Annotated in this window: 22 protein-coding genes; 13 read left to right on the forward strand and 9 right to left on the reverse strand. The window is 66.1% G+C overall.

The window, feature by feature from the left end:
• Positions 1–90 precede the first annotated feature (90 nt).
• Positions 91–768 carry a reverse transcriptase-like protein gene (locus tag U5919_RS12820; protein ID WP_336024803.1) on the forward strand — a complete coding sequence of 226 codons (678 nt, stop codon included), beginning with the start codon at positions 91–93 and terminating at the stop codon, positions 766–768.
• 49 nt (positions 769–817) lie between these two features.
• Here the strand turns inward: U5919_RS12820 and U5919_RS12825 are convergent, their stop codons facing one another.
• Positions 818–3,061, reverse strand: coding sequence for an NADP-dependent malic enzyme (locus U5919_RS12825; RefSeq protein ID WP_336024804.1), 2,244 nt, complete (start codon positions 3,059–3,061; stop codon positions 818–820).
• A 201-nt stretch (positions 3,062–3,262) separates the two neighbouring features.
• On the opposite strand from U5919_RS12825, the gene U5919_RS12830 reads away from it, so the two are divergent.
• From U5919_RS12830 to U5919_RS12850, 5 genes are all read left to right on the forward strand, one after another.
• Positions 3,263–4,111: a COX15/CtaA family protein gene (locus tag U5919_RS12830; protein WP_336024805.1), complete on the forward strand. Its 849-nt coding sequence runs from the start codon at positions 3,263–3,265 to the stop codon at positions 4,109–4,111.
• 191 nt (positions 4,112–4,302) lie between these two features.
• Positions 4,303–5,196: a transporter substrate-binding domain-containing protein gene (locus U5919_RS12835; RefSeq protein ID WP_336024806.1), complete on the forward strand. Its 894-nt coding sequence runs from the start codon at positions 4,303–4,305 to the stop codon at positions 5,194–5,196.
• A 33-nt stretch (positions 5,197–5,229) separates the two neighbouring features.
• Positions 5,230–6,057 (forward strand): amino acid ABC transporter permease, encoded by an 828-nt coding sequence (locus U5919_RS12840; RefSeq protein WP_336024807.1) that lies wholly within the window; start codon positions 5,230–5,232, stop codon positions 6,055–6,057.
• Complete coding sequence (locus U5919_RS12845) at positions 6,054–6,845, forward strand: amino acid ABC transporter ATP-binding protein (protein WP_336024808.1); 792 nt, start codon at positions 6,054–6,056, stop codon at positions 6,843–6,845. Before U5919_RS12840 ends, U5919_RS12845 begins: the two co-directional genes overlap by 4 nt.
• A 76-nt stretch (positions 6,846–6,921) precedes the next feature.
• Positions 6,922–7,464, forward strand: a complete 543-nt coding sequence (locus U5919_RS12850; RefSeq protein ID WP_336024809.1) for a hypothetical protein — start codon at positions 6,922–6,924, stop codon at positions 7,462–7,464.
• Between the two features lie 27 nt (positions 7,465–7,491).
• Here U5919_RS12850 and U5919_RS12855 read toward each other — a convergent pair whose 3' ends face one another.
• The gene (locus U5919_RS12855) at positions 7,492–8,976 is read right to left on the reverse strand and encodes a replication factor C large subunit (protein ID WP_336024810.1); all 1,485 of its coding nucleotides are present in this window, start codon (positions 8,974–8,976) and stop codon (positions 7,492–7,494) included.
• Positions 8,977–9,370: 394 nt separating this feature from the next.
• Here U5919_RS12855 and U5919_RS12860 point away from each other — a divergent pair, with 394 nt between their 5' ends.
• Together U5919_RS12860 and U5919_RS12865 are read left to right on the forward strand one after the other, a co-directional pair.
• Entirely contained in the window at positions 9,371–9,829 is a 459-nt protein-coding gene (locus U5919_RS12860) for a pyridoxamine 5'-phosphate oxidase family protein (protein ID WP_336024811.1), read from the forward strand.
• Positions 9,830–9,894: 65 nt separating this feature from the next.
• On the forward strand, positions 9,895–10,482 hold the full coding sequence (locus U5919_RS12865) for a DUF7978 family protein (protein WP_336024812.1): 588 nt from the start codon (positions 9,895–9,897) through the stop codon (positions 10,480–10,482).
• Between the two features lie 44 nt (positions 10,483–10,526).
• On the opposite strand, the gene U5919_RS12870 is transcribed toward U5919_RS12865, so the two are convergent.
• The gene (locus U5919_RS12870) at positions 10,527–11,084 is read right to left on the reverse strand and encodes a GNAT family N-acetyltransferase (RefSeq protein ID WP_336024813.1); all 558 of its coding nucleotides are present in this window, start codon (positions 11,082–11,084) and stop codon (positions 10,527–10,529) included.
• Positions 11,085–11,276: 192 nt separating this feature from the next.
• Here U5919_RS12870 and U5919_RS12875 point away from each other — a divergent pair, with 192 nt between their 5' ends.
• On the forward strand, positions 11,277–11,984 hold the full coding sequence (locus U5919_RS12875) for a helix-turn-helix domain-containing protein (RefSeq protein ID WP_336024814.1): 708 nt from the start codon (positions 11,277–11,279) through the stop codon (positions 11,982–11,984).
• Between the two features lie 68 nt (positions 11,985–12,052).
• Here U5919_RS12875 and U5919_RS12880 read toward each other — a convergent pair whose 3' ends face one another.
• From U5919_RS12880 to U5919_RS12905, 6 genes are all read right to left on the reverse strand, one after another.
• Positions 12,053–12,424, reverse strand: coding sequence for a hypothetical protein (locus tag U5919_RS12880; protein ID WP_336024815.1), 372 nt, complete (start codon positions 12,422–12,424; stop codon positions 12,053–12,055).
• Between the two features lie 75 nt (positions 12,425–12,499).
• Entirely contained in the window at positions 12,500–13,837 is a 1,338-nt protein-coding gene (gene hmgB, locus U5919_RS12885; protein ID WP_336024816.1) for a hydroxymethylglutaryl-CoA synthase, read from the reverse strand.
• A gap of 167 nt (positions 13,838–14,004) precedes the next feature.
• Positions 14,005–15,711 carry a hypothetical protein gene (locus U5919_RS12890; protein WP_336024817.1) on the reverse strand — a complete coding sequence of 569 codons (1,707 nt, stop codon included), beginning with the start codon at positions 15,709–15,711 and terminating at the stop codon, positions 14,005–14,007.
• Between the two features lie 175 nt (positions 15,712–15,886).
• On the reverse strand, positions 15,887–16,483 hold the full coding sequence (locus tag U5919_RS12895; protein WP_336024818.1) for a DUF2150 family protein: 597 nt from the start codon (positions 16,481–16,483) through the stop codon (positions 15,887–15,889).
• Positions 16,484–16,612: 129 nt separating this feature from the next.
• Positions 16,613–17,461: a TatD family hydrolase gene (locus U5919_RS12900; RefSeq protein ID WP_336024819.1), complete on the reverse strand. Its 849-nt coding sequence runs from the start codon at positions 17,459–17,461 to the stop codon at positions 16,613–16,615.
• A 116-nt stretch (positions 17,462–17,577) separates the two neighbouring features.
• Positions 17,578–18,078, reverse strand: coding sequence for an NYN domain-containing protein (locus tag U5919_RS12905; RefSeq protein ID WP_336024820.1), 501 nt, complete (start codon positions 18,076–18,078; stop codon positions 17,578–17,580).
• A 187-nt stretch (positions 18,079–18,265) separates the two neighbouring features.
• Here U5919_RS12905 and gcvT point away from each other — a divergent pair, with 187 nt between their 5' ends.
• The 4 genes from gcvT (at position 18,266) to gcvPB (ending at position 22,629) form a co-directional block, all read left to right on the forward strand.
• The gene (gcvT, locus tag U5919_RS12910; protein ID WP_336024821.1) at positions 18,266–19,360 is read left to right on the forward strand and encodes a glycine cleavage system aminomethyltransferase GcvT; all 1,095 of its coding nucleotides are present in this window, start codon (positions 18,266–18,268) and stop codon (positions 19,358–19,360) included.
• A complete protein-coding gene (gene gcvH / locus U5919_RS12915; protein ID WP_336024822.1) occupies positions 19,360–19,740 on the forward strand; it encodes a glycine cleavage system protein GcvH in 381 nt (126 codons plus the stop codon). The genes gcvT and gcvH overlap by 1 nt, the downstream gene beginning before the upstream one ends.
• A 70-nt stretch (positions 19,741–19,810) precedes the next feature.
• Positions 19,811–21,157 carry an aminomethyl-transferring glycine dehydrogenase subunit GcvPA gene (gene gcvPA / locus U5919_RS12920; protein WP_336024823.1) on the forward strand — a complete coding sequence of 449 codons (1,347 nt, stop codon included), beginning with the start codon at positions 19,811–19,813 and terminating at the stop codon, positions 21,155–21,157.
• Positions 21,154–22,629: an aminomethyl-transferring glycine dehydrogenase subunit GcvPB gene (gcvPB, locus tag U5919_RS12925; protein ID WP_336024824.1), complete on the forward strand. Its 1,476-nt coding sequence runs from the start codon at positions 21,154–21,156 to the stop codon at positions 22,627–22,629. Before gcvPA ends, gcvPB begins: the two co-directional genes overlap by 4 nt.
• The last annotated feature ends 5 nt before the right edge of the window (positions 22,630–22,634 follow it).

Consider the following 22,634-nt stretch of genomic DNA (forward strand, 5'->3'; position numbering starts at 1 on the left):
GATTGTGGCGATGTAACTCGATAGCGTTCCGACAGACTGCGGCACCCTCGGCTGAGATATCTTTATGATCGTCCGCCGATTAGCGATGGTATGGCCGCTCACGGCCGTCCGACCCTCCGTGACCTGTTCGACGACTCGCCGACCCCACACATCGCGCACCCGCCGCGCACTCATCACCGACACTTCTACGTCGCGACCGACGGGTCCTATCGCCGGAACGGCGGCGACGGCGGCCTCGGCGTCGTCATCGAGACGCGGGGCGGAACGCGCGTCGCGCGGGTCTCGCTTCCCGACGTCCCCCCGAACAACAACGTCGCGGAGTACCGCGCGCTGCACCTCGGTCTCGACGTGCTCGCGGCCCGGGCACCGAAACACGCGCGCGTCGGCGTCCTCGTCGACCACGACGATCTCGCGGCCGCGATCAACGGCGAGGTGTTGGTCGACGCGAGTGGGGACACCGGCTGGCGACCGGGTGACGGGCCCCGGATTCCCGCCGGTAGCGAGTCACACTGGCGCGGTATCCGGGCGCGCATCGCGGGGTTCGCCGAACTGCGGGCGGCGCGGATCGACAGTCGGGACAACCCCGCGCACCCGCTCGCGAACGCGCCGGAGGCCTACGCCCACGTGAACCGCAGTGCGGACCGCTGCATTCTCCCGGATCCGACCGACGGCGTCGACAACGTGACCGGCCCGACGGGTGCGGACGCCGAGAGCGCCGATCCGCAGTTCCCGCCGCCGTCGCGGTTCGAGGGTCGCGCGAGCGATTAGCGGATACGACCGCAAAGCGAAAGCGAAACGATCGAAACCGAGCGGACTCTCACTCTTGGGCGTCGACGACGGCGACCCCCGCGAGGTTGACGATGTCCTTCACTTCGTCGCCGCGCTGGAGGACGTGCACGGGTTTGTCCATCCCGACGAGCATCGGGCCGATGGCCTCCGCGCCGCCGAGGCGCTGCAGCAGCTTGTAGCCGATGTTGCCCGCTTCGAGGTTCGGGAAGACGAGGACGTTCGCGGGCTCGTCGAGCTGTGAGAACTCGTAGGTGCCTTCGAGGATGTCCTCGACGACGGCGGTGTCGGCCTGCATCTCGCCGTCGACCGGGAAATCGACCTCGCTGTCGCCGTGGAGCGTCGAGACGGCGTCGCGGATCTTGCGCGTCCCCGCGTTGTCGACACTGCCGAAGTTCGAGTACGACAGCATCGCCGCGCGCGGTTCGACGTTGAACCGGCGTGCGAGTTCGGCGGTGTGTTTGGTGATCTCCGCGAGCACGTCGGAGTCGGGATCGAGGTTGACCGTCGTGTCGGCCGCGAAGATGATGCGATTCTTGAACGTCAGCAGGTAGACCCCGGCCGCGTAATCGGCCTCGGGCGCGGTGCCGATGATCGATAGTGGCGGGCGCAGTGCCGAAGGGTAGTGGTGCGTCAGCCCCGTCAGCATCGCGTCGGCGTCGCCCTGCTCGACCATCACGCTGGCGAAGAAGTTGCTGTCGCCGCGGATCAGCTCGTGGGCCTCGTTCTTCGTGATGCCCTCGCGCTGTCGCAGCTCGTAGAGGCGATCGGCGTAGTGGTCCCAATCGCCGCTGCGCGGGTCGACGATCTCGGGGTCGAAATCCAGCCCGAGCGATTCGGCCGTCCGCTGGATCTTCTTCGCGTTCCCGACGAGAACCGGGTTGGCGATCCCCTGCTCTTGCATCTGGTAGGCCGCGCGGATGATCTTCTCGTCGCCGCCCTCCGAGAGCGCGACCCGTTTGGGATCGGACTTCGCCTTGTTGAGGACGACGCGCATCATCTCGCGGGACTTCCCGAGTCGGGCCTCCAGCCGTTCCTCGTAGGCGTCGGGGTCGACCTCGGTGCGCGCACAGCCCGAGTCCATCGCCGCCTCGGCGACGGCGGGCGCGACGGTGAAGAGCACCCGCGGGTCGAGCGGCTTCGGGATGACGTAGTCGGGGCCGAACTGCAGCGGCTGGTCGCCGTAGGCCTTCACGACCGCGTCGGGGACGTCCTGTCGCGCGAGATCGGCGAGCGCCTCAGCCGCCGCGCGCTTCATCTCCTCGTTGATCTCCGTCGCGCGCACGTCGAGCGCGCCGCGGAAGATGAACGGGAACCCGAGGACGTTGTTCACCTGATTCGGGTAATCGGATCGCCCGGTCGCCATGATGACCGTGTCGTCGCGTGCGGCCTTCGCGTCCTCGTAGGTGATCTCGGGATCGGGGTTGGCCATCGCGAAGACGATCGGGTTCTCGGCCATCGACGCGACCATCTCTTGGGAGACGATCCCGCCGACGGAGAGGCCGACGAACACGTCTGCGCCTTCGAGCGCGTCTTCGAGCGTGTCGTCGTCGGTGTCGGCGGCGAACTCCGCTTTGAACTCGTTGAGGTCCTCGCGGTCGGTGCCGATGACGCCCGAGGAGTCGCACATTACGATGTTCTCGCGCTCGACGCCCAGCGAAGTGTAGAAGCGGGCGGTCGCGATCGCGGAGGCCCCGGCACCGGAGAAGACGACGTCGAGGTCCGAAAGTTCCTTGTCGACGACGTCGGCCGCGTTCAACAGCGCCGCGCCGGAGATGATCGCCGTGCCGTGCTGATCGTCGTGGAAGACGGGGATGTCGACCTCCGACCGCAACCGTGACTCGATCTCGAAGCACTCGGGCGCTTTGATGTCCTCGAGGTTGATGCCGCCGAAGGTCGGCTCCATCGCGCGCACGGTGTCGACGATCTCGTCGGGGTCCTCCAGATCGAGTTCGATGTCGAAGACGTCGATGTCGGCGAAGCGCTTGAACAGGACACCCTTCCCCTCCATCACTGGTTTCGACGCCTGCGCGCCGATGTTACCCAGTCCGAGCACGGCGCTGCCGTTCGAGACGACGCCGACGAGGTTCCCCTTCGCCGTGTACTCGTATGCGCGCGCGGGATCGGCGTCGATGTCGCGGCACGGCGCGGCGACCCCGGGAGAGTACGCGAGTGACAGGTCGCGCTGGGTGTTCGTCGGCTTCGTCGTCGAGATCTCGATCTTGCCGGGCGGCTCCTCGCGGTGATACTCTCTCGCGTCGTCGTCTAGTCCCATAGCGGCGGCTTCCTCACCGGCACAAAAAAAGCTATCTGTCGAATCCTCATTCGACAGACGACGAACTAGCGTTCGACGTTGAAACTATAGTAGCGTCCGACGTCGACTCTTCGGATCGATCTACGCACGGAACGGTCGTCTAGTCCCAACGAGTTACCTCCGAAAGAGCGATTCAAGTAGCTCCGCCCCCGACGTGCGCGTATGGACGCGCGTCTCCGACGGTTCGTCGGCGTTTCCGCCGCGCTCACGGGTATTCTGATGGTGCTCGGCGTGTACACGGCCTCGACGGGTGCAGGACTGACTTGCGCCGGTCGCTGGCCGTTCTGCGACGGCTTTCTGGGGCTGTTTCCCGCGAACTGGAGCAGCTTCATCGAGTGGTTCCACCGGCTCGTCGCGATGATCACCGGCTTCGTCGTCCTCGGTACGACCGTCTCCGCGTGGCGGCGGGATGCGGACCGGCGCGTCCGGCTCGCGCTCGCCGGCGCGACGATCCTCCTGCCCTCCCAGATCATCCTCGGCGCGCTCACCGTGACGACCTACGAGTGGGCGATCCTGCTCGCACACTTCGGAACGGCGGCGATCATCTTCACCGGCGTCGCACTGGCGTTCGCGTGGGCGTACGAGCCCGCGAGCGGAACCGACACGATCGATCGGATCCGCCGCCCGCTCGTCGTCGCGTCCGTTCTGCTACCCGTGATGCTCGTGTTAGCGCCTCACGCCTTTGTCACGTTCGGGCCCGAGGTCCAAGCGACGTACTACTCCGCCGGGCTCACAACGTACGCCGCGCTGCTCGTGGCGGCGGTGTGGATTGCGCCGGCCGCAGGAACCGCCGGCACCCGACCGCGCCGACTGATCCGTCGACTGAGCTCAGTCGCCGCGGTCGCGGTCGTCTCGCTGTTGGTCGTCGGCCGATTGGTATATGGCGGGACGCTCCAGTACGTCTCGATCGGCGGCACGGTCGTCGTACTCGGCCTCGTGGCCGCGGTATGGGTCGCCGCACGCAGTGACGGTGTGGCGGCTGACGCCGGGACGGCTTTCGGGAGCGACTGACGCCCGGCCGGCTTCTGAGAGCGATTGACGCGCGCCGCGTCCGGAAGCGATTGACGCGTCTGTGGGCTCCGCGGTGCCGCGTTAGGGAGAGCCAAACCGGCCTCCGAGGCCCGTATGCGACGTGTGACGGGTGGAAAGACGCAAATCGAAACGACACGTTGTTATATGGCTCTCTATTACGGGGCGATGTTATGGACAGACGGACCTACGTGAAGACCGGCGCTGGCGTGCTCGCTGGCGGTCTGCTCGCCGGATGTACTGGCGGCGGAGACGGCGATCAGACTGCGGAACCGACGACCGAGAGCGGCGATTCCGGCACCGAGTCGACGGAGACCGAAGCAGCGACGACCGAATCGGTCGTTCCCTCGAACGTCGTCATCGGCTCGGACATCCCGTACCGTCCGTTCGAGTATGAGACGACCTCGGGCGAGCTCACCGGGTTCGACGTCGACATCGCGGCGGCGATCTTCGAGGAGCAACTCGGCGTCGACTACGAGTTCAAGCCGACCAGTTTCGACTCGATCATCCCCTCGCTCAACAACAACAACTTCCGGATCATCATGTCCGCGATGACGATCAACGACACGCGGGCCGAGGAAGTGGACTTCTCCGACCCGTACTTCACGGCCTACCAGACCGTCATCGTCCGCGACGACGGCGAGATCTCCTCGAAGGAGGACCTCCGCGGTAACCCGGTCGGCGTCCAGAAGGGGACGACGGGAGCCGGCGCGGCCGAGGAACTGCGAGAGGAGTTCGACGGCGAACTCGACATCAAGAGCTACGACCAGATCAACGGCGCGTTCCAAGCGCTGATCAACGGCCAAGTCAACGCCGTCATCAACGACAACACGGTCAACGCGGGATTCGCCGAGGACCGCGACGACGTCGTCTTCCTCGAAGGCGACGGTGCCGCCGCCGAGAGCGACCAAGAAGCGCCGCCGTACCTCACGCTGACGATCGAAAACTACGGTATCGCCTTCCGACAGGACGACGACGAGTTCCGCAAACGCGTCAACGAGGCGCTCGCCGCCATCAGAGAGGACGGCACGTACGACGAGATCTACTCGGAGTACTTCGCCGGATAATATAACTCGGTTCCGTCCCACAACTTCGCAACTATGGCTGATTCATACTCCGGTGCATCGCCCGAAGCCAACGCAGCCGCTGACGGGCTCTTCGACGATCAGACGCTGAAGTACCTCGGCGTCGGCCTGTCGAGTCTCGTCGCGCTCGGGATCGCGCTGCTCGTGCTGTACATTCTGGCCGTTCAGGTCGATTACGCGCTCATCCCCACGGTCCTGCCGCAGTTCATCGACGCCTACGTATTGGTGCTCGGCATCGTCGTCACGGCCAGCGTGCTGTCGGTGACCTCGGGAATCTTCGTCGGCCTCGCGCGCGTCTCGAAGACGTCGATCACGAGCGGGATCTCGGCGGCCTACGTGCAGTTCTTTCGCGGGACGCCACTGCTGTTTCAGATCTTCGTCGTCTACTTCGGCATCCCGACGCTGTGGCCCGGAACGTTTCCGATCTCGAACTGGGGCATCCCGACGGCGATCATCGCGCTGACGCTGAATCACGCGGCCTACGTCGGCGAGGCGGTCCGGGGCGGAATCGGCGCGGTCCACGACGGCCAGATGGAAGCCGCTCGTTCGCTCGGGATGGGCTACGTCCAAGCGATGCGGGAGGTCGTCATCCCGCAGGCGTGGCGCAACGCCTTGGCGGCGGTCGGCAACGACCAGATCATCTTGGTGAAGGACACCTCGCTTCTGACCGTCATCGCGGTGCCGGAGCTCATCCAGCAGTTCCGCGACGTCAACAGCGCCACGTTCGACCCGTGGACGCCGCTGGTGCTCGTCGCCATCGCGTACCTCTCGATCACGATTCCGATGGGCCGACTCGTGGAGTACCTCGAAGACCGCGCGGACTGGGGCGGTGATTCACAATGACCGACGCGACGCAAACCGACGGCGACGGAGAAACTGCCGGCGACGGGCGAACCGACGAACACGCGCTGCTCGAATTCGACCACGTGGACAAGTACTTCGGCGAGACGCACGTCCTCAAGGACGTCTCGCTCGACATCGAAGATGGCGAGGTGTGCGTCGTCGTCGGTCCCTCCGGTTCGGGCAAATCGACGCTGCTGCGGTGTGCGAATCGGCTCGAAGAGATCCAGAACGGTGAGATTCGGCTGGACGGCCGATCCATTTCGGACCCCGACGCCGACATCAACCGGCTCCGTCAGCGCATCGGGATGGTCTTTCAGTCGTTCAACCTCTTCCCGCACAAGACGGCGCTGGAGAACGTGACGCTCGCGCCGCGGAAGGTCCGGGGAATCCCCGATGCAGAGGCCCAAGATCGCGCCGAAGAACTCCTCGACGACGTCGGCCTGCTCGATCAGGCCGACTCCTACCCGAATCAGCTCTCCGGCGGCCAACAACAGCGCGTCGCCATCGCTCGCGCGCTCGCGATGGACCCGAAAGTGATGCTCTTCGACGAGGTCACGAGCGCGCTGGACCCCGAACTGGTCGGGGAAGTGCTCGAAGTGATGCGCGGACTCGCGGCCGACGGGATGACGATGATGGTCGTCACCCACGAGATGGGCTTCGCCCGCGAGGTGGGCGACCGCATCGTCCTGATGGACGAGGGCCGGCTCGTCGAGAGCGGCGATCCCGAGTCGTTCTTCGACCATCCCGAAACCGAGCGCGGCGAGCAGTTCCTCTCGAAAATCCTCTGAGCTGCGGCGCTATCGCGTTCGGTTCCGTTCGTCGTTCCCGACAAAGCACTTACCAACCGTCCGCGTAGCCCCGCCCGTGACAAACGTCCCCGGGATGGGCTTCGTCGTGCTGCTCGCGATGATCGCGGCGCTCGTCGTCCTCCCCCTCTTGGCCGCGGTGGGCCTGCTCGTCGCCCGAGCAACCGGAATACGGATCGAGTGGACGCTGGTGGGAACGAACGCCCTCGCGATCGTCTGCGGCGTCGCGATCGCGGTCGCCAGCCCGCTCGGGCTCGACGAGTTCACGGTCGGCGCGCTCGTCGGCCTCGCCAAATTCACGGCGGGCGTGCTCGTCGCGGGGCTGTTCTTCGCGACGGTGTTCGAGGGAATACCTATCGCGACTGGGGCCGCGCTGACGGTCGTGTTCCGCGACGTGTCGTGGTCCAGCGCGCTTCAGTACGCGACCGCGGGATACGCCCTCGGCGGGATCGGCGGCGCGCTCGCGGGACTGGTACTCACGAACGCCGCCGAAGCGGCGGCGCTCGGTGCGCTACTGGCAGTTCCCGGCGCGCTCGGGAGCGTCCTTCTGGTGATCGCTCTCTCGAAGTTCCGAGGGGAACGAAGCGTATCGACTCCTTAAACGTCGCCCTCGCGTTTCGCCGCGATCTCACATAAAGTCCGAGAGCCCGGACTGACCGTCGTCCGCTTCGTCTTCGCCCTCGATATCCGCCGCCGACTCGTCGTCTCGGTCCAACACGTCGGCGTCGAGGGTCTGTTGGTCCTCGCTGTCGTCCTCACCGTCGTCGCTCTCGGTACCGGCGGCGTCCGCCGCGTCGACCCGTTCTCGCCCGACGAACGCGTCGCCCGCGTGCGCTTCAACCGCCTCGGAACGGAGTTCGCCGGCGTCCTCGACGATCGATTGGACCTTATTGGTCGTCTCGCCGCTGCCGGTGACGTAGGAGACGGCCGCCTCGTCGAGGTCGTACCACGCGGCCATCGCGACGGTCAGCTTCCGGGGCTTGCAGTGGTGCGTCATCGCCGAGAGAAACGGCAGGACGTCGAGACGCGCGGTCGTCATCGAGAAGCCGCCGGACTCGGCGATCGAGCGGACGACGTCGTCGCGGGTGCTGTCCCGCGTCGAGCGGTAGGGCGCGCCGCCGTACTGCGTCCAGCCGCCGCGAGTGCGATCGCGCGCGGCCGCGACGCCGCCCGCGAGGTTGTCAGTCGCGTAGCGCCACCACGAGTAGTCGAAATCCGTCGAATACACCCGACTCGTCCAGACCTCGGCGTTCGAGAGGAACTCGTAGGCGCGGACGAGCTCCTCGCCCTCGTACACCAACGACACCTTGTCCTCGACCCACTGGAGCAGGTCGTCGGGCGTCTCGTCGACGTCGTAGGCGGTCCGCAGCGCTTCCTCGGCTGACTTCTCCTTCAACACGGCGTCGAGGAACTCGAAGAGGCCAACCGCGCGGTTTCGCGACCCGGTCGTCACGTCTTCGAGCGTCACCTTCTGGCGGCCCTCGGTGGTCGCTTGGAGGTCTTTCACCGCGGCGCGAAGGTCGCCGCTGTTCGCCTCGGCGATGCGTTCGAGCGCCTCCTCGTCGAACTCGACTCCCTCCTTTCGGAGGATGTCCCGCAGGACGGGGACGATCGAGCGCGCGGAGACGTCGCGGAACTCGATCTCGCGGGCGGCGTTGCGCAGCCCGTTCGACATGTCGTAGTACTCGTTGGCGATCAGGACGATCGGCTGGCTGGCCTCCTTCAAGAGACTCGTGACCGCGCGCTTGCCGCCGCGATCGTACTGGTAGTGGATGTTGTCCGCCTCGTCCATAATGACGAGTTGGCGACCGCCGCCGTTGCCGCCGAGCGACCCCGCGAGCGTCGCGTTGCGCGAGGCGCGCCCCGCGAAGCGCTCGATGGCGTCGGCGGTCCGCTCGTCGGAGGCGTTGAGTTCGACGACTTCCCAGCCCATATCGTTCGCCAGTGCGTGCGCCGCGGAGGTCTTGCCGACCCCCGGCGCGCCGTGGAGGACGACCGGCTCGCGGTGCTCAGACCACGTCTCCGCCCACTCCTTCAGGGCGTCGCGGGCCTTGTTGTTACCGCGGACCTCCGAGAGGGTGGAGGGACGATACCGTTCGGTCCAGTCGGTCATTGTCGGGTGAAAGAGCGAGGCCCGTTTAGCTTCTGCGGGTCTCCAGTCGGTCCTGTTTAGTTAGGAACGAACTGGTCGAGATTGATACAGAGAAGGTGACGGAAGCCCCCGCGCTCTCGACTCCCAGAACTCGCTGCGGTCCTCGGCGCTCGCGGTGCTCGCGCCTGCGGTCCTTACGTCGTTCGGGTTCGTCGAGAGCGCGGCCCCTTCCAATCCCACCCATTGGCGGTTTTTTGGCCTGCCATCGCTTAACTAAACACGACCCTCCAGTCGCTGCGTGCGGTGACCGAAGCTGCCACCCCTCCCCCTGCTGCTCGGCTACCACTTCGTTGCGCATACTCGCATTTGTTCTACTTGAGCGACAGTTTAACCGTTCACAGCGCAAACGACGAGTATGACCGACGACGAGAGCGCCGTCGTGCTCGACGACGAAGAAATCGACGAACTGCTCGGGACCGGCGGCGTCGGGGTATTGGCGCTCGCCGACGAGAGCGATCCGTACGCGATTCCCGTGTCCTACGGTTACGACGCCGACCAGCAGGCGCTGTATCTCCGACTCGGCTTCGGGGACGACTCCGAGAAGGAGCGGTACCTCGAACGGTCGGATCGGGCAGCCCTCGTCGTAACTACCGAGGGTGTCGAGGGCTGGGCGTCCGTCGTCGCCCGCGGTCCCCTATCAGAGATTCCGGAGGCGACGATCGACGGGACGGTCGTCGAGGCGATCCGCTCGATCGACATCCCGTTCGTGACGATCTACGAGGACGCGCCGCGGGAACTGGAGTACCGCCTGTACCGACTCGATCCCGACGAACTCACCGGCCGCCAAGAGAAACCGCGAGTCGGCGTCGAATGACAGAGGTCTGAAGCGCTTCGGGAGTAACCAGAAAATACCTATGTGGGCGTGCCGACCTCGCAACGATGTCACGCCCTGAATCGACGACGTCGCGCGGTGGAATCGCACCGAACGGCCGAACGCTCGGTACCGCGACCGTGGCCGGGGTGCTCTCGTATCTCGTCACCTACGCGCTCACCTACGCGATGACCGGGCAGCAGATCGCGAACTCGCTGGCGGCGCGCGTCCTCGAACTCGCGACCGGCGATCCTGGCACGTGGAAACTCGTCGGCTGGGTGTTCTACAGCGCCCACTACGTCACCAGCGAGATCCCCGGCCTGTTCGGATCGACGTCCGTGAACCTCATCAGTCGCGGCGACGCGTTCTCGCCGGCGCTCTTCGTCCTCCCGCCGGTCATCCTCTTGATCGCGGGCGCGCTCGTCGCAGTCGCGGCGCGCGCGGAATCGCCGCTCTCGGGTGCGGTCGGTGGCGCGTCGGTCGCGTTGGGGTATCTCCCGCTCGCGATCGCCGGCGCGCTCGCGTTCTCGATCTCTGTCGGCGACTCGAACGCGGGGCCGACGCTCGTGACTGCCGTGCTGTTAGCGGGGATCGTCTACCCGCTGGTGTTCGGCGGCGTCGGCGGCGCGCTCGGATCGCTCGCATCGAATCGCTGACCGGTCGAATGCCGGTTTTTCCCCGCTTTCCCTCTGTCGTCCGACTACAGTTCTCTGGCGACCATCTCTCCCCAGTGCTCGAAACCGTACCGGCCGTAGAACGCCCGTGCCCGGTCGTTCTCGCAGTCGACGTCGAGCACTAGCCGATCGAGCGGCAGGTCCTGCGACCGGGCGCACGCGAGGACCGCGTCCATCAGGTCGTCGGCGACGCCGGTCCCTCGGTAGTCGGGCGCGACGAAGACCTCGTTGAGGACTGCGGCGTCCCAGACGAACGCCAGCGATTCGGGAAGGACGAAGGCGTAGCCGACGAGGTCGACGTCGGGCGCTCGATCGTCGATCGGTGTCGTCTCCGCTCCCGCCCCGTCGACGGCGACGATCACGCACCCGGGGTCGTCCTCGACACAGCGGTCGACCCAGTCGAGCCACCGCTCGCGGTACCCCGACGTTAGCTTCTCCTCGTAGACTGTGCCTTTCTCGTCGCCGCCGGTCTTCGCGCCGATTCCCAACTCGAAGCCGCGTTTGAGCCCCCAGAGCCCATCGGTGTCGCTCTGTGTGTCGAACGGGCGGACTATAACCGCCGAATCCGTCGAGCGTTCGGTCATCGATCGGTCTCCGGGCGCAGTCGACAAGAGCGCTGGTATCTCGTGCGGGCGACGATTCCGCCCGAGGAGGCGGACACTCCCGCTCCGATATCGGCGTTCGTCGAACCCCTTCTTCGATACGCTTTTGCGGCCACCTCACCCAGATGGGACAGAAATGGACCGAGAGAGCCCGGTTGCCGGGGGCGTTCGAGTATGACGACGGTGCCGAGAGAGGATCTCGCGCGGCGAATCGCCGGAGAAATCACGTTGAGTGACGATCCCGGCGCGACGCTCCGGAAGTGGCGAACCGACTTCGACGTCTCTCAGACCGCACTCGCCGAGCAGCTGGACGTTTCCTCCTCCGTGATCTCCGATTACGAGAGCGGCCGCCGCGAGAGCCCCGGTATCGGCGTCGTCCGTCGGATGGTCGAAGCGCTTCTCGACATCGACGAGTCGCGCGGCGGCGGCCGGATCCGCCAATACGCCCGCGTCATCTCGGCGGGCTTCGAGAGCGACATCGTCCAAGACCTCCGCGAGTACCCCACGTCGATCCCGCTGGAGACGCTCTACGAAGCGATGGACGCGACCGAACTCGTCCGCGGCGATCAGGACCGGATCAGCGGTCACACGGTCATCAACAGCATCGAGGCGATCACGCGGCTCTCTTCGGAGGAGTTCTACCGCCTCTACGGCCAGTCGACGTCGCGCGCGCTGGTGTTCACGGGCGTCACCCGCGGGGAGTCACCGCTGGTGGCGATGCGCGTCGTCAACCCCACGCCGAACGCCGTCATCCTCCACGGCCTCACCGAGGAAGACCTCTGGGAGCACGCCCCGGCGCTCGCGACGATCGACGGCTTCTCGCTGGCGATCTCGAATCGAGACTTAGACGAGATGTTGGAAGACCTCCGGCGACTGCCGTAAGTTGTTCGACGTCGGGGCATCTCTCTCTTTCCTCAACCTCTCTTCTACCTCTCTTCCCACTCGCTCGCTCAGCAGGGTGAGACCTCGGTCCCGTCGAGACGCCGCGTTTCGTTCTCGCTCACGAGATATTTCGCCTCCGACCCGACATCCGCTTCCGTTTCTGCCGTCGAGTACCAGAACGGTTGGCTCACGTCGACGTACACGCCGGCTGACGTCTGATTGATCACCGCGGCTTCTCGCTCGACGCCGGTGTAGGACTCCAGCCCCCAGTCTTCGACGCAAGAGGCGTTCTCGAACTGATCGATGACGTGCGCCTCCTCGGCGGCGAGCGCCCGCTCTTTCGCCTCGTTTGTCGTTATCGAGGATCCGCCGAGACAGCCAGCCGTTAGCAGCATCGCTACGAGGGCGAAGTGTACGGGTTTTCGGGCGTGGAGGGCCATTATGCCAGACTCTGGACCGTTGAGTAAATGCCTTCTGTCGGTTGCTAGATCACAGCCTCGTCGTGTACCTACGGCCTACTCGATGTACTCGTAGCGCCGCTCGTTCATCCGGCCCCAGCCCGTGAAGACGAACTCCGCTGCGGGTTGCGTGAACTCCTCGACCTCGACTTCCTTCTCGTGGTTGTGCACGTCGTGGACGAGTTCGTACTCGTCGTACGAGAGGTCGTACCGGCCGTCGAGTTGGTCGTCGACGTCGACCGCGTCGACGGCTTCTCGCCAGCCGTCTTGGACGGTCTCGGCGTGGATCTCCGCCTGTGCGCCGGAACCGTACGAGCCGACGAGCAGCTTCTCGCCCGCGAGGTCGACGTCCGCCTCGGCGGCCGCTTTCAGCGCCGACAGCCGCGCGACGTGCACGGAGCCGGTGTACCAGTTGCCGACCTGCCCGGCGATCTGGATCGTCGGCTCGATCGCCCGCTCGTACCACTCGCGGTAGCGACGCGTACCCTTCAGTTCGTCCATATACGCGCGGATCGCCTCCTCGTAGTCCTCCCGCGAATCGAAGTCGTCCTCGCGGGGTTGCATCCCGATGTCGTCGGCGAGGATGTCCTCGATCTCGGTGTCGCGCGTGATGTGACGGTAGCCCAGCAACGCGGCCTTGCGGACCATTCCCGGGTACGGCGTGTGGAACGGGAAGTAGACGAAGTCGTCGGGGTGGGTGTCACCCGCGACGGACTCGTAGTCTTCGAGGGCCTCGCGCATCCGCGCGAGGTACACTTGGATCGAGCGCTTGCCGTCGACGCTCGGGAACTGTTGATTGGGCTTCAGAAAGTCGGTCTCGTCGGCGCTGCCGTACCCCTGCTCCGTCGAGAGCGCGACAATATCGGGGTCCTCGTCGATGAGCATCGCGACCGCACCGGCACCTTGGGTCGCCTCGCCGGGGTCACCGCGCTCGTACAGCGCGGTGTCGGTCGCGACCACGAGCGCCGCGCGCCCGCGGTTGCGACCCGCGCGGATCCAGTTGTACGCGTCGTCGATGACTTGCGTTCCGGAGAGACAGGCGAACTTCCGCTCGCCCTTGTTCGCGTGGTGGAAGTCGCCGTCGTAGATTTGCTCTAAACAGCCGGCGATATAGGTGGAAACGGGTTTGGAGTTGTCGAAGGCGGACTCGGTCGCGACGTCGATGCGGCCGATGTCGTCCGGCGTGAGGCCCTTTCGGTCCAGCAGGCGCTTGGCGGCGTTCGCGCCCATCGTAACGATGTCTTCGTAGACGTCCGGCAGCGAGGAGTTCTCGATGCCGATTCCTTTCGTGTACTTCTCGGGGTCTTCGCCCTTCACCGGTGCGAACGTGTCGGCGAGATCCAGCCGGAGCTTTCCGGTCCGGAACTCGATGGCGTCGATGCCGACGGCTGTCATACCTGCGGTATCCCGCGTCGGGTTTATGTCTTTGTCGATGGCTCGCTCGACGATCGTCTACACCCCCGATCGCCGTCGGCTGTCATCCCGGCAGTGCCCCAAAACACCCCATCACTCATCTGCGCCGGAATCGACGACAGCCGCGGGGGCCCCACACCCGAGGCGCGTCAGGACTGTTCGAAGTAGAACGTCTTTCGCGTTCCGTCGGACGCTTCGAGGATCACGTACAGCTCCGCGGTCGACGTCGACGAGTCGGGAGCGTACTGGAGCGTTTCGAGCGTGCCTCTAGCGACGTTGTCCCCGTTGCCGTCCTTGAGCCCTCTGAACTCGACTGCTGGCGTGTCACCCGGGATGATGGTCGCGTTGACGTCGAGCGGATGGGTCGTCCCATCAGCGACGTACGGTCCGCTGTCGGCCTCGCCGTTTCCGAGGCCGAGTTCCAGTTGGTTGCCCGCGTCGAGCGTGTCCACGAGCGTCCCGCCGACGCCGAACTCAACCACCTCGACGTCCGTGCTACCGACGTTCTCGATGCCGAATCTGAACCGTCCATCGTTGCTGCTCTGGATCGTCCCGTTCCCGCCGAAGGACAGCTGATCGGCGCTTCCCGTCCCGTCGCCGTCGCCACCGCCGCCTCCGCCGCCTCCACCGCCACCGCCGGCCTGCACGTCGAGGTCGTACTGGACGTTCTCGACCCTGTCGCCGTCGAAGTCGCCGCCCCCCACGTCGTATGCGGGGTCGCTCGAGCCGACGCGGGAGGTAACCTTCACCGAGTCGTCGCCGGCCGTGCTCGGCGCGGTGTACTCGTATCGGTATCGACCGGGCTCGACGACGACGCCGTCGGAGACGGTCCCGCGGATCGCCCCTGCCTCGACCGACGTCCCGATCGGGTTGTTGTACTTGTCTCGGGACTCGACGGTGAAGGGGTACGCCCGATCGGTGAACGGGCTCGCGGGCGGGTCCTCGACGCTCGTCAGGTACGCGGGTTCGGTTCCCGTGACGTTCGCGCCGACGCCCACCTTCGAGAGTTTGAGCTGATAGGTCGTCCCCGGCTCGAAGAACAGTTCGACGCCGTCGGGTCGGTCGGCCACCCGGTAGACGTACGCGTCGTTCGCCGAGTCCGCGCTCGGATCGTACGCGCCGCTTCGATCGAGGAGGTCGCGCCAGTCGTCGGCCCCGAGTCGAGAGGGGACGTACACCGAGACGTTCTCGCCCGCGTCGGTGACGCTGACCGTTCGGGTCGAGACGCTCACCGCCCGAGGGTCGACCGACAACGTGGTGCTACCGCCGCGAGAGAGTTCTCCGGAGAGCGCGACGAGCGAGATGCGCTTGCCGGCGACGAGCGGCTGGCCCGTCTGCGTGACGTTCCCGCCGTCGAAGCGGTTGTACACGATGCCGTTCTCGTAGACGGTCGTCGGCGCGGCGACGTAGTTCGCGTAACTGGGGCGGTACGAGAGCGTCCGCGTCTCGTAGGTGCGCGTCGTCCCGTTCCAGAAGTCGGCCGTCTCGGGGGAGTCAACCCCCGGAGTGGTCGTGTCGTCGGCCGTCGCGTTCCGCACCTCGATCGATCCCAACGCGTTCGTCGATAGCGTTCCGCCCGGTGGCGCGGGGTTGACGGCAACGGTCCGTGTGGGGTAGCGCGTCCCGAGTTCGATTCCGACGGGTGCGCCCGATCCCGTCGCGGCGACGCCCAAAATCGCGTTCCGCAGTTCGACGAGATCCGACTGAACCTGCTGGTTGTGCTGGAACTCCACCTGCCGGTTCTCCGCGGGGACGACGGTGGCTTGATACAGCGACAGCGAGACGACGAGAAAGCCGAGGAGGAGCACCGCCCCGATCTGGACGGTCACGCCCCTGTCGTCGCCTCGGAGCATCATACTCCGGATTCCGCAGGTCCCGGATAAAAACGTGCCGCCGTGGGGTGTCGAACCGGGGCCGGTGGAGGGGTGTCGGTTCCGCGCGCGCCGGAGGTTCGCGGTTCGATCGCACCCGTCTGAATCCGTCGGCCCGCTGCGCCTGCTCGCTCGGCGGGCGCATCACGGCGAGGGTTTCTCAGTCCTCTTCCTCGACGACTTCGGGGTCGCTCATCGCGCTCTGGAGGCTGTCGAGGCCGTTGACCCACTCGGAGACGAGGCCGTATTCGAGCTCCTCGGCGACGGTCATATCGAGCTCGTCGCCGGCGATGATGCGCGTCCCGGCCTGCACGAGGTAGCCCAGCGCCGCGTCCATATCCTCGTCTCGCTCGGCCGCGGCGGCGGCTTCCACGTACTCTTCGAGGGGCGCTTCCTCGGCCGCGCCCGCGACGATGTACTCCTCGGCCGCGTAAAAGACGCAGACGAGGCTCGTCTGAACGCCGTCGATGAGCATCGCCTTGTCCGCTCTCGCGTCCTCGTCTTCGATATCGAGTTCGGGCTCCGAGAGGACGATCGTCCGGACGCGTTCGAGCTCCTCGATCGCCTCCTCGTCGCCGAGTCTGCTCTCCTCGTACGCGGAGACGATCTTCGCGACCGCGATGGCGGCGTCGTCCTGCAGGTTCAAAAGCAATCGCGCGGAGTCTTCGTTCTCGGGGTCGAGCTCCTCTTCCTCGACGCGCGCGAGCCAGTTCTGCCAGCGGTCTTCGGTGTAGTAGGTCTCCTCGGCCTCGGTCATACACCACCATTCCCGCCGGGATTCAAATGCCTTTCTTGTCGGTAGCCACGTGACGGATGCCACCGGATGCCGCACCGAACGCGAATCTGGACCGTTTCCACGCGTCCGCGACGCCCTCGACCGCCCCGATCACCGCGACAGCGTCGCTCGCGTGTCGATACCGTAGACTCGCTCCGGCGTGTCGACGTGCGCGCGCTCGACCGCGTCGTCTCGGCCCTCGTCAAGTAACCACCGCACGCGACGCGGCACGGTCTTCGGTCCGAGCACCGCGCCTGGTCGGTCCGGGTCGTCGACGAAGTCCGTTTCCATCAGGAACGGCTCGCCCGCGTCGGCCGCGGTGAGCAACCAGTCTTTCTCGCTCATCACGCTCGGCGTCGGCCCCGCGAGCGTCCCGCCCGCGTAGTGCTTGACGACCCGGTGCGCCGGCAGTCCGCGGTCCTCCGCCCACTTGGCCACCTCGCGGAGGTCGTCGGTCGCCTCGGTGTGCAACTGGACGGCGCAGTCGAGTTCGGCACCCAACTCGAAGGCGTGTTTCATCACGTCGTTGGAGGCGTCCCACACCGCGTCGGTCACTTCGTAGTGCGGGCGACCGGATTTCAGCGCGAGCGCGTCGTCCCCGCGAACGAACTCGGCCGCGCAGTCGAGTCCCGCCTTCATCAACTCGCTCGCTTCCGCGGGCGAGAATCCGCGGTCGTCGACGAGTCGGGAGACGAGTCCGGGGTGGACGCCGAGGACGGGCCACGCGCGGCCGGGGAGGGGCCCGTTCGCCTCGCTGACCACCTCGCAGGTCGTCTCGAAGACCGGGCGAAAGTCCGCTCCGGAATCGGGTTCGACCCCGAGGAGCCACGAGGGCTTGTTCACCACGAGGAGGTGCGTGCCGCCGAGGCGAACGAAGTCGTCGACGGCGTCGATTCCCCTGCCGTGTTCGGGATCGAGGTGGAGGTGGTTGTCGAGCACCGGCGTACCGAGGTCTTCCATAGGCGCTGTGACGTGCGCGACGCAAAAAGTCCGCCCGCTTTCAGCGCGGTCGTCTCCGGCTCACTCGGTGGGAGTCGATTCAGCGGTTCGCGCTTGACTCAACCGCCCGTGCCCTACTATTCGTCGTAGCCGACGAGCGTGGGACCGTCATCGTCGCGCTCCTCGATCGTGATCTCCTCGGTCGCCGCGTTCCGCAACGCGTCCGAGCGACCGAACTCGCCGGGCGCGATCGCGAACGTTCGGCAGCCGTAGGCGTTCGCGGTCTCGATCGCGGGCTTGAAATCCGTGTCGCGGGAGGCGATGGCGATGACGTCCGCGCGGTCTTCGATCGCGAACTGGGTCACGTCGATCGCTAGACGGACGTCGACGTCACCGCTCGTGACGACGACCTCGAACCCCCGCGCCTCCGCGGCCTGAATCAGCCCCGGGGTCGCGTGCTCGTCGAGGTACAGTCGGAGCGCCGTGATCTGTCCCGCGGTCGCGCCCGCCTCGCGGACGTCGTCGAGATCGACGTCGAACTCGTCGCGGAGGACGTTCGGCCCGTCGACGAAGAGCGCGACGCGCCGCTCTCCGTCGTGGCCGCCGTCCGCGACGAACTGGCGTCCCTGTGGATCCATACCCCCACTCATTCGGGCGAGGGCATAACGCCGACGAATCAGGTTTGCGGGTTAGTGGCCCGACGGGATACTCGTTGAGCAATGGTGAAATTTCATATCGCACTATATAATTTATTAGTTCTCGAAACGATCCGGGTTCACGCCCGACATACCAAAACATTTCTTGCCGTAACCCCACGCTCCGAGTATGGCCCTTCGGAAGCCGCCGCTGTACGACGTGTACGCCGCGGACGCGAGTTTCACCGACTTCGGCGGGTGGGAGATGCCCGTCGAATTCGACTCGATCCGGGCGGAACACGCGGCCGTTCGGGAATCAGTCGGCATCTTCGACGTGTCGCATATGGGCGAGATCGTCGTGCGTGGATCCGACGGGACCGCGTTGATGCAGCGGCTCACGTCGAACGACGTGACCCGTCTCTCGCCGGGGGAGTCGCAGTACTCGACGATCACCGACGAGTCGGGGATCATCATCGACGATACGATCGTCTACCGGCTCCCCGGCGAGGGGGACGCGGAGTACCTCTTCGTCCCGAACGCCGGCCACGACGAGGAGATTCATCGACGTTGGGTCGACCACCGCGACGAATGGGGGCTCGACGCCGACGTCGACAACGAGACCGAGGCGTGGGCGATGGTAGCGGTACAAGGGCCAGACGCGGAATCGACCGTCGCGAAAACGACCGAGACCGACGTCGCGTCGCTGTCGAAAGGTGACGTGGTCGACGCCGACGTCGCAGGGGCGGACTCGCTGGTCGCCCGAACGGGCTACACCGGCGAAGACGGCTTCGAGATCCTCTGTTCCACCGAGGACGCCGAAGCCGTCTGGACCGCCTTCGCGGACGACTGCACGCCCTGCGGGCTCGGATCGCGGGACACGCTCCGGACCGAGATGGGCTATCTCCTCTCGGGACAGGACTTCGACTCCGAGGACGAACCGCGAACGCCATACGAGGCCGGTATCGGCTGGACCGTCGCGCTCGACACCGAATTCGTCGGTCGCGACGCGCTGGCGGAGATCGAAGCCGAGGGCGTTGCGGAGACCTTCGTCGGCCTCGTCCTTCGCGAGCGCGGAATCGCCCGCCACGGGTACGACATCGTCGCCGACGGCGAGGTCGTCGGGCACGTGACGAGTGGGACGATGAGCCCCACGCTGGGCGAGGCGATCGCCCTCGGCTACGTACCGACGTCGCTTTCGGAACCCGGAACGGAGCTTTCGGTCGTCGTTCGCGACCGAGAGAAGCGCGCTGAAATCGTTTCTACACCATTCATCGAGGACCACTAATGTTCGAAGTACCAGAAGACCGCAAGTACCTGGAATCGCACGAGTACGCAACCACCGACGGCGAGACCGCGACGATCGGCATCACCGACTTCGCGCAGGACGAACTGGGCGACGTCGTGTTCGTCGAACTGCCGGAGGTCGGCGACGAGATCACACAGCACGAGGAGTTCGGCGTGGTCGAGTCGATCAAGGCCGTTTCGGACCTCTACGCGCCGATTTCGGGGACGGTCACCGCCGTCAACGAGGCGCTGTTCGATCAGCCCGAGTTGGTCAACGAAGACCCATACGGCGAGGGTTGGTTGCTCGAAGTCGAGGTCGCCGACGCGTCGGAGTTCGACGACCTCCTCGGGCCCGAGGAGTACCGCGAGCAAACCGAGTGAGTGGCCGTGAACGGGAACGCCGCTTCGCCGGTAAACCGAGTCGAAACCGTTCGATCGAGGGGAGCGATACATGACTGATACGTCCAGACACGAACACAGCGACGGAAGTCCGTACGCGCCGCACACACCCGACCAGACCGAGGAGATGCTCGCGGCCGTCGGCGTCGAGAGCGAAGCAGACCTCTTCGACGTCCCGGCGGAAGTGCGGTTCGACGGCGACCTCGGAATCGAATCACGGAGCGAGCGCGAACTCCGCGCGGAGCTGTCGGAGACCTTCGCGAAGAATCAGAACATAACGGAGTTCCTCGGTCGCGATCACCACTCGCACTACGTGCCGTCGCTGGTCGACGACCTCTCGCGGCGCTCGGAGTTTCTGACCTCCTACACCCAGTACCAACCGGAGATCACGCAGGGGTTCCTGCAGGCGCTGTTCGAGTACCAGTCGCTGCTCGTCGAGCTCACGGGGCTCCCGGTCGCGAACTGTTCGATGTACGACGCCGCGACGGGGCTCGGCGAGGCCGCTCGTCTCGCCGGACGCGTCCGGCAGGCGTCGGGAACGACGGTGTTGATCCCCGAAATCCTCCACGAGAACAAGCGCGGAGTATTGGAGAACTACATCGACGGCACCGACTTGGAGATCAGAACGTACCCGATGGACGACGGCAACGTCGATCTCGACGCGCTCGCGGATCTCGCCGGCGAGGAGACGGTGATGGTCTACGCGGAGAACCCCACCGTCCGCGGCACGATCGAGGAGCGCCTGACCGAAATCGGCGAGATCGCCGACGAGGCCGACGCGCTGTTCTGTCTCGGGACCGACGTCGTCGCGCTCGGCCTGCTCGAAGTGCCAGAACGCGTCGGTGCGGACGTCGTCGTCGGCGAGGCCGACGCGCTCGGCCTTCCGACGGCCTACGGGATGGGGCTCGGCATCTTCGCCACCCGCGAGACGTTCCTCAGACAGGTTCCCGGACGGCTCGTCGGCGCGAGCGAGGACGCCGCCGGCAAGCGAGCGTTCACGCTGACGCTGCAGACGCGCGAACAGCACATCCGGAAGGAGCGCGCGACGTCGAACATCTGTACGAATCAGGCGTGGGTGGCGCTGCGGACCGCGATGCACATCGCGTATCTCGGGCCCGACGGGCTCGTCGATCTCGCGGGGCAGTGCGTCCGCGAGGCCGAGTCGCTTTCTGACTCTCTGAGCGACCTGCGCGGCGTCAAAGCGCCCGTTCACGACCGACACCACTTCCGAGAGTTCCTCGCGCGAACCGACCAGCCAGCCCCGGCGATCGCGCGGGATCTCGAAGCGAGCGGCTTCGCCGTCCACGTCGTCGACGACCACCTGCTGCAGGTGTGCGTAACCGATGTGAACGCCGCTGAGACCGAGGCCCTCGTCGAGGCGTTCGAGGAGGCACTATGAACTACGATCAAGCGCGCTACGGCGACGAGGACCGATACGAACCGCTGCTCTCCGAGAAGGATACGACGAGCGTCGACGTAGTCGGACGCAGTCCGACAAGCAACCAGAACTCTTCAAGTTCTGGTGACGTCGGCGAGACGTCGCCGCTGCCGGACGATCTGACCCGCGACAGCCTCGAACTGCCGGGGCTCTCAGAGCCCGAGCTAGCCCGCCACTACACGCGACTCTCGCAGATGAACTGGAGCGTCGAGAGCGGGCCGTACCCGCTCGGATCGTGTACGATGAAGTACAACCCCTCGTTCACCGAGGACGTCGCGGCCGATCCGAAGGGTGCCGTCCACCCCGACCGCTCGGACGGAACGATCCAAGGGACGCTCGAACTCCTCTACGACCTGCAGGACTACCTCGCCCGAATCGGAGGAATGGACGCGGTGACGCTGCAGCCGCCCGCCGGGGCCGCCGGCGAGTTCACAGGCATCCTCGTCGCGAAGGCGTATCACGAGGCCAACGATGACGAGGAGCGCTCAGAGGTAATCGTGCCCGCATCGGCGCACGGGACGAACTTCGCGAGCGCCGCGATGGCCGGCTACGACGTCGTCGAGTTGCCTTCCGGCGAGGACGGCCGCGTCGACCTCGATGCTCTCGATGCCGCTGTCTCCGAGGAGACCGCGGCGCTGATGCTGACGAATCCCAACACCGTCGGCGTGTTCGAGCGCGACATCGAGGAGATCGCCGACATCGTCCACGACGCCGGCGGACTGCTCTACTACGACGGCGCGAACCTCAACGCGCTGCTCGGACAGGCTCGCCCCGGCGACATGGGCTTCGACGTGATGCACTACAACGTCCACAAAACCTTTGCGACGCCGCACGGCGGCGGCGGGCCGGGAGCCGGCCCCGTCGGCGTCACCGAGGAGCTCGCCGAGTTCCTCCCCAGCCCGCAGGTCCGCGAGCGCGAGGGCCACTACGAGCTGTACGAGCCCGATCGGAGCATCGGGAAAGTCCACGGCTATCAGGGTAACTGGCTCGTGTTGGTGAAGGCGTACGCCTACATCGCTCGGCTCGGCGATTCGGGACTGAAAGACGCCTCCGCGAAGGCCGTGCTGAACGCGAACTACCTCGCCTCACAGATCGATTACGAGATCCCGTACGGACCGTTCCACCACGAGTTCGCGGCGACGGCGGGCGATCGCGACGCCGCGGACGTCGCAAAGAGAATGCTCGATTACGGCGTCCACCCGCCGACGACGAAGTGGCCCGAACTCGTCCCCGAGGCGATGCTCACCGAGCCGACGGAGGCTGAGAGCCTCGATTCGCTGAACGACCTCGCGGCCGCCTTCGATAGCGCGATGGCTGATTCGGACGAGGAACTCGAATCCGCGCCCTCGAAGACGACTGCGGGCCGGATCGATCAGGCGACCGCCGCGCGAAACCCGCGGCTCTCGTGGCGCGCGCTGGGTGAGGAAGAATAACGTTC

Source organism: Halobellus sp. LT62, assembly GCF_037031285.1.
Lineage (GTDB): Archaea > Halobacteriota > Halobacteria > Halobacteriales > Haloferacaceae > Haloquadratum > Haloquadratum salinisoli.

Coding starts and splice junctions, on each gene's coding strand:
- U5919_RS12820 (WP_336024803.1), top strand. CDS start 91: ATGGCCGCTCACGGCCGTCCGACCCTCCGTGACCTGTTCGACGACTCG.
- U5919_RS12825 (WP_336024804.1), bottom strand. CDS start 3,061: ATGGGACTAGACGACGACGCGAGAGAGTATCACCGCGAGGAGCCGCCC.
- U5919_RS12830 (WP_336024805.1), top strand. CDS start 3,263: ATGGACGCGCGTCTCCGACGGTTCGTCGGCGTTTCCGCCGCGCTCACG.
- U5919_RS12835 (WP_336024806.1), top strand. CDS start 4,303: ATGGACAGACGGACCTACGTGAAGACCGGCGCTGGCGTGCTCGCTGGC.
- U5919_RS12840 (WP_336024807.1), top strand. CDS start 5,230: ATGGCTGATTCATACTCCGGTGCATCGCCCGAAGCCAACGCAGCCGCT.
- U5919_RS12845 (WP_336024808.1), top strand. CDS start 6,054: ATGACCGACGCGACGCAAACCGACGGCGACGGAGAAACTGCCGGCGAC.
- U5919_RS12855 (WP_336024810.1), bottom strand. CDS start 8,976: ATGACCGACTGGACCGAACGGTATCGTCCCTCCACCCTCTCGGAGGTC.
- U5919_RS12860 (WP_336024811.1), top strand. CDS start 9,371: ATGACCGACGACGAGAGCGCCGTCGTGCTCGACGACGAAGAAATCGAC.
- U5919_RS12865 (WP_336024812.1), top strand. CDS start 9,895: ATGTCACGCCCTGAATCGACGACGTCGCGCGGTGGAATCGCACCGAAC.
- U5919_RS12870 (WP_336024813.1), bottom strand. CDS start 11,084: ATGACCGAACGCTCGACGGATTCGGCGGTTATAGTCCGCCCGTTCGAC.
- U5919_RS12875 (WP_336024814.1), top strand. CDS start 11,277: ATGACGACGGTGCCGAGAGAGGATCTCGCGCGGCGAATCGCCGGAGAA.
- U5919_RS12880 (WP_336024815.1), bottom strand. CDS start 12,424: ATGGCCCTCCACGCCCGAAAACCCGTACACTTCGCCCTCGTAGCGATG.
- hmgB (WP_336024816.1), bottom strand. CDS start 13,837: ATGACAGCCGTCGGCATCGACGCCATCGAGTTCCGGACCGGAAAGCTC.
- U5919_RS12890 (WP_336024817.1), bottom strand. CDS start 15,711: ATGATGCTCCGAGGCGACGACAGGGGCGTGACCGTCCAGATCGGGGCG.
- U5919_RS12895 (WP_336024818.1), bottom strand. CDS start 16,483: ATGACCGAGGCCGAGGAGACCTACTACACCGAAGACCGCTGGCAGAAC.
- U5919_RS12900 (WP_336024819.1), bottom strand. CDS start 17,461: ATGGAAGACCTCGGTACGCCGGTGCTCGACAACCACCTCCACCTCGAT.
- U5919_RS12905 (WP_336024820.1), bottom strand. CDS start 18,078: ATGGATCCACAGGGACGCCAGTTCGTCGCGGACGGCGGCCACGACGGA.
- gcvT (WP_336024821.1), top strand. CDS start 18,266: ATGGCCCTTCGGAAGCCGCCGCTGTACGACGTGTACGCCGCGGACGCG.
- gcvH (WP_336024822.1), top strand. CDS start 19,360: ATGTTCGAAGTACCAGAAGACCGCAAGTACCTGGAATCGCACGAGTAC.
- gcvPA (WP_336024823.1), top strand. CDS start 19,811: ATGACTGATACGTCCAGACACGAACACAGCGACGGAAGTCCGTACGCG.
- gcvPB (WP_336024824.1), top strand. CDS start 21,154: ATGAACTACGATCAAGCGCGCTACGGCGACGAGGACCGATACGAACCG.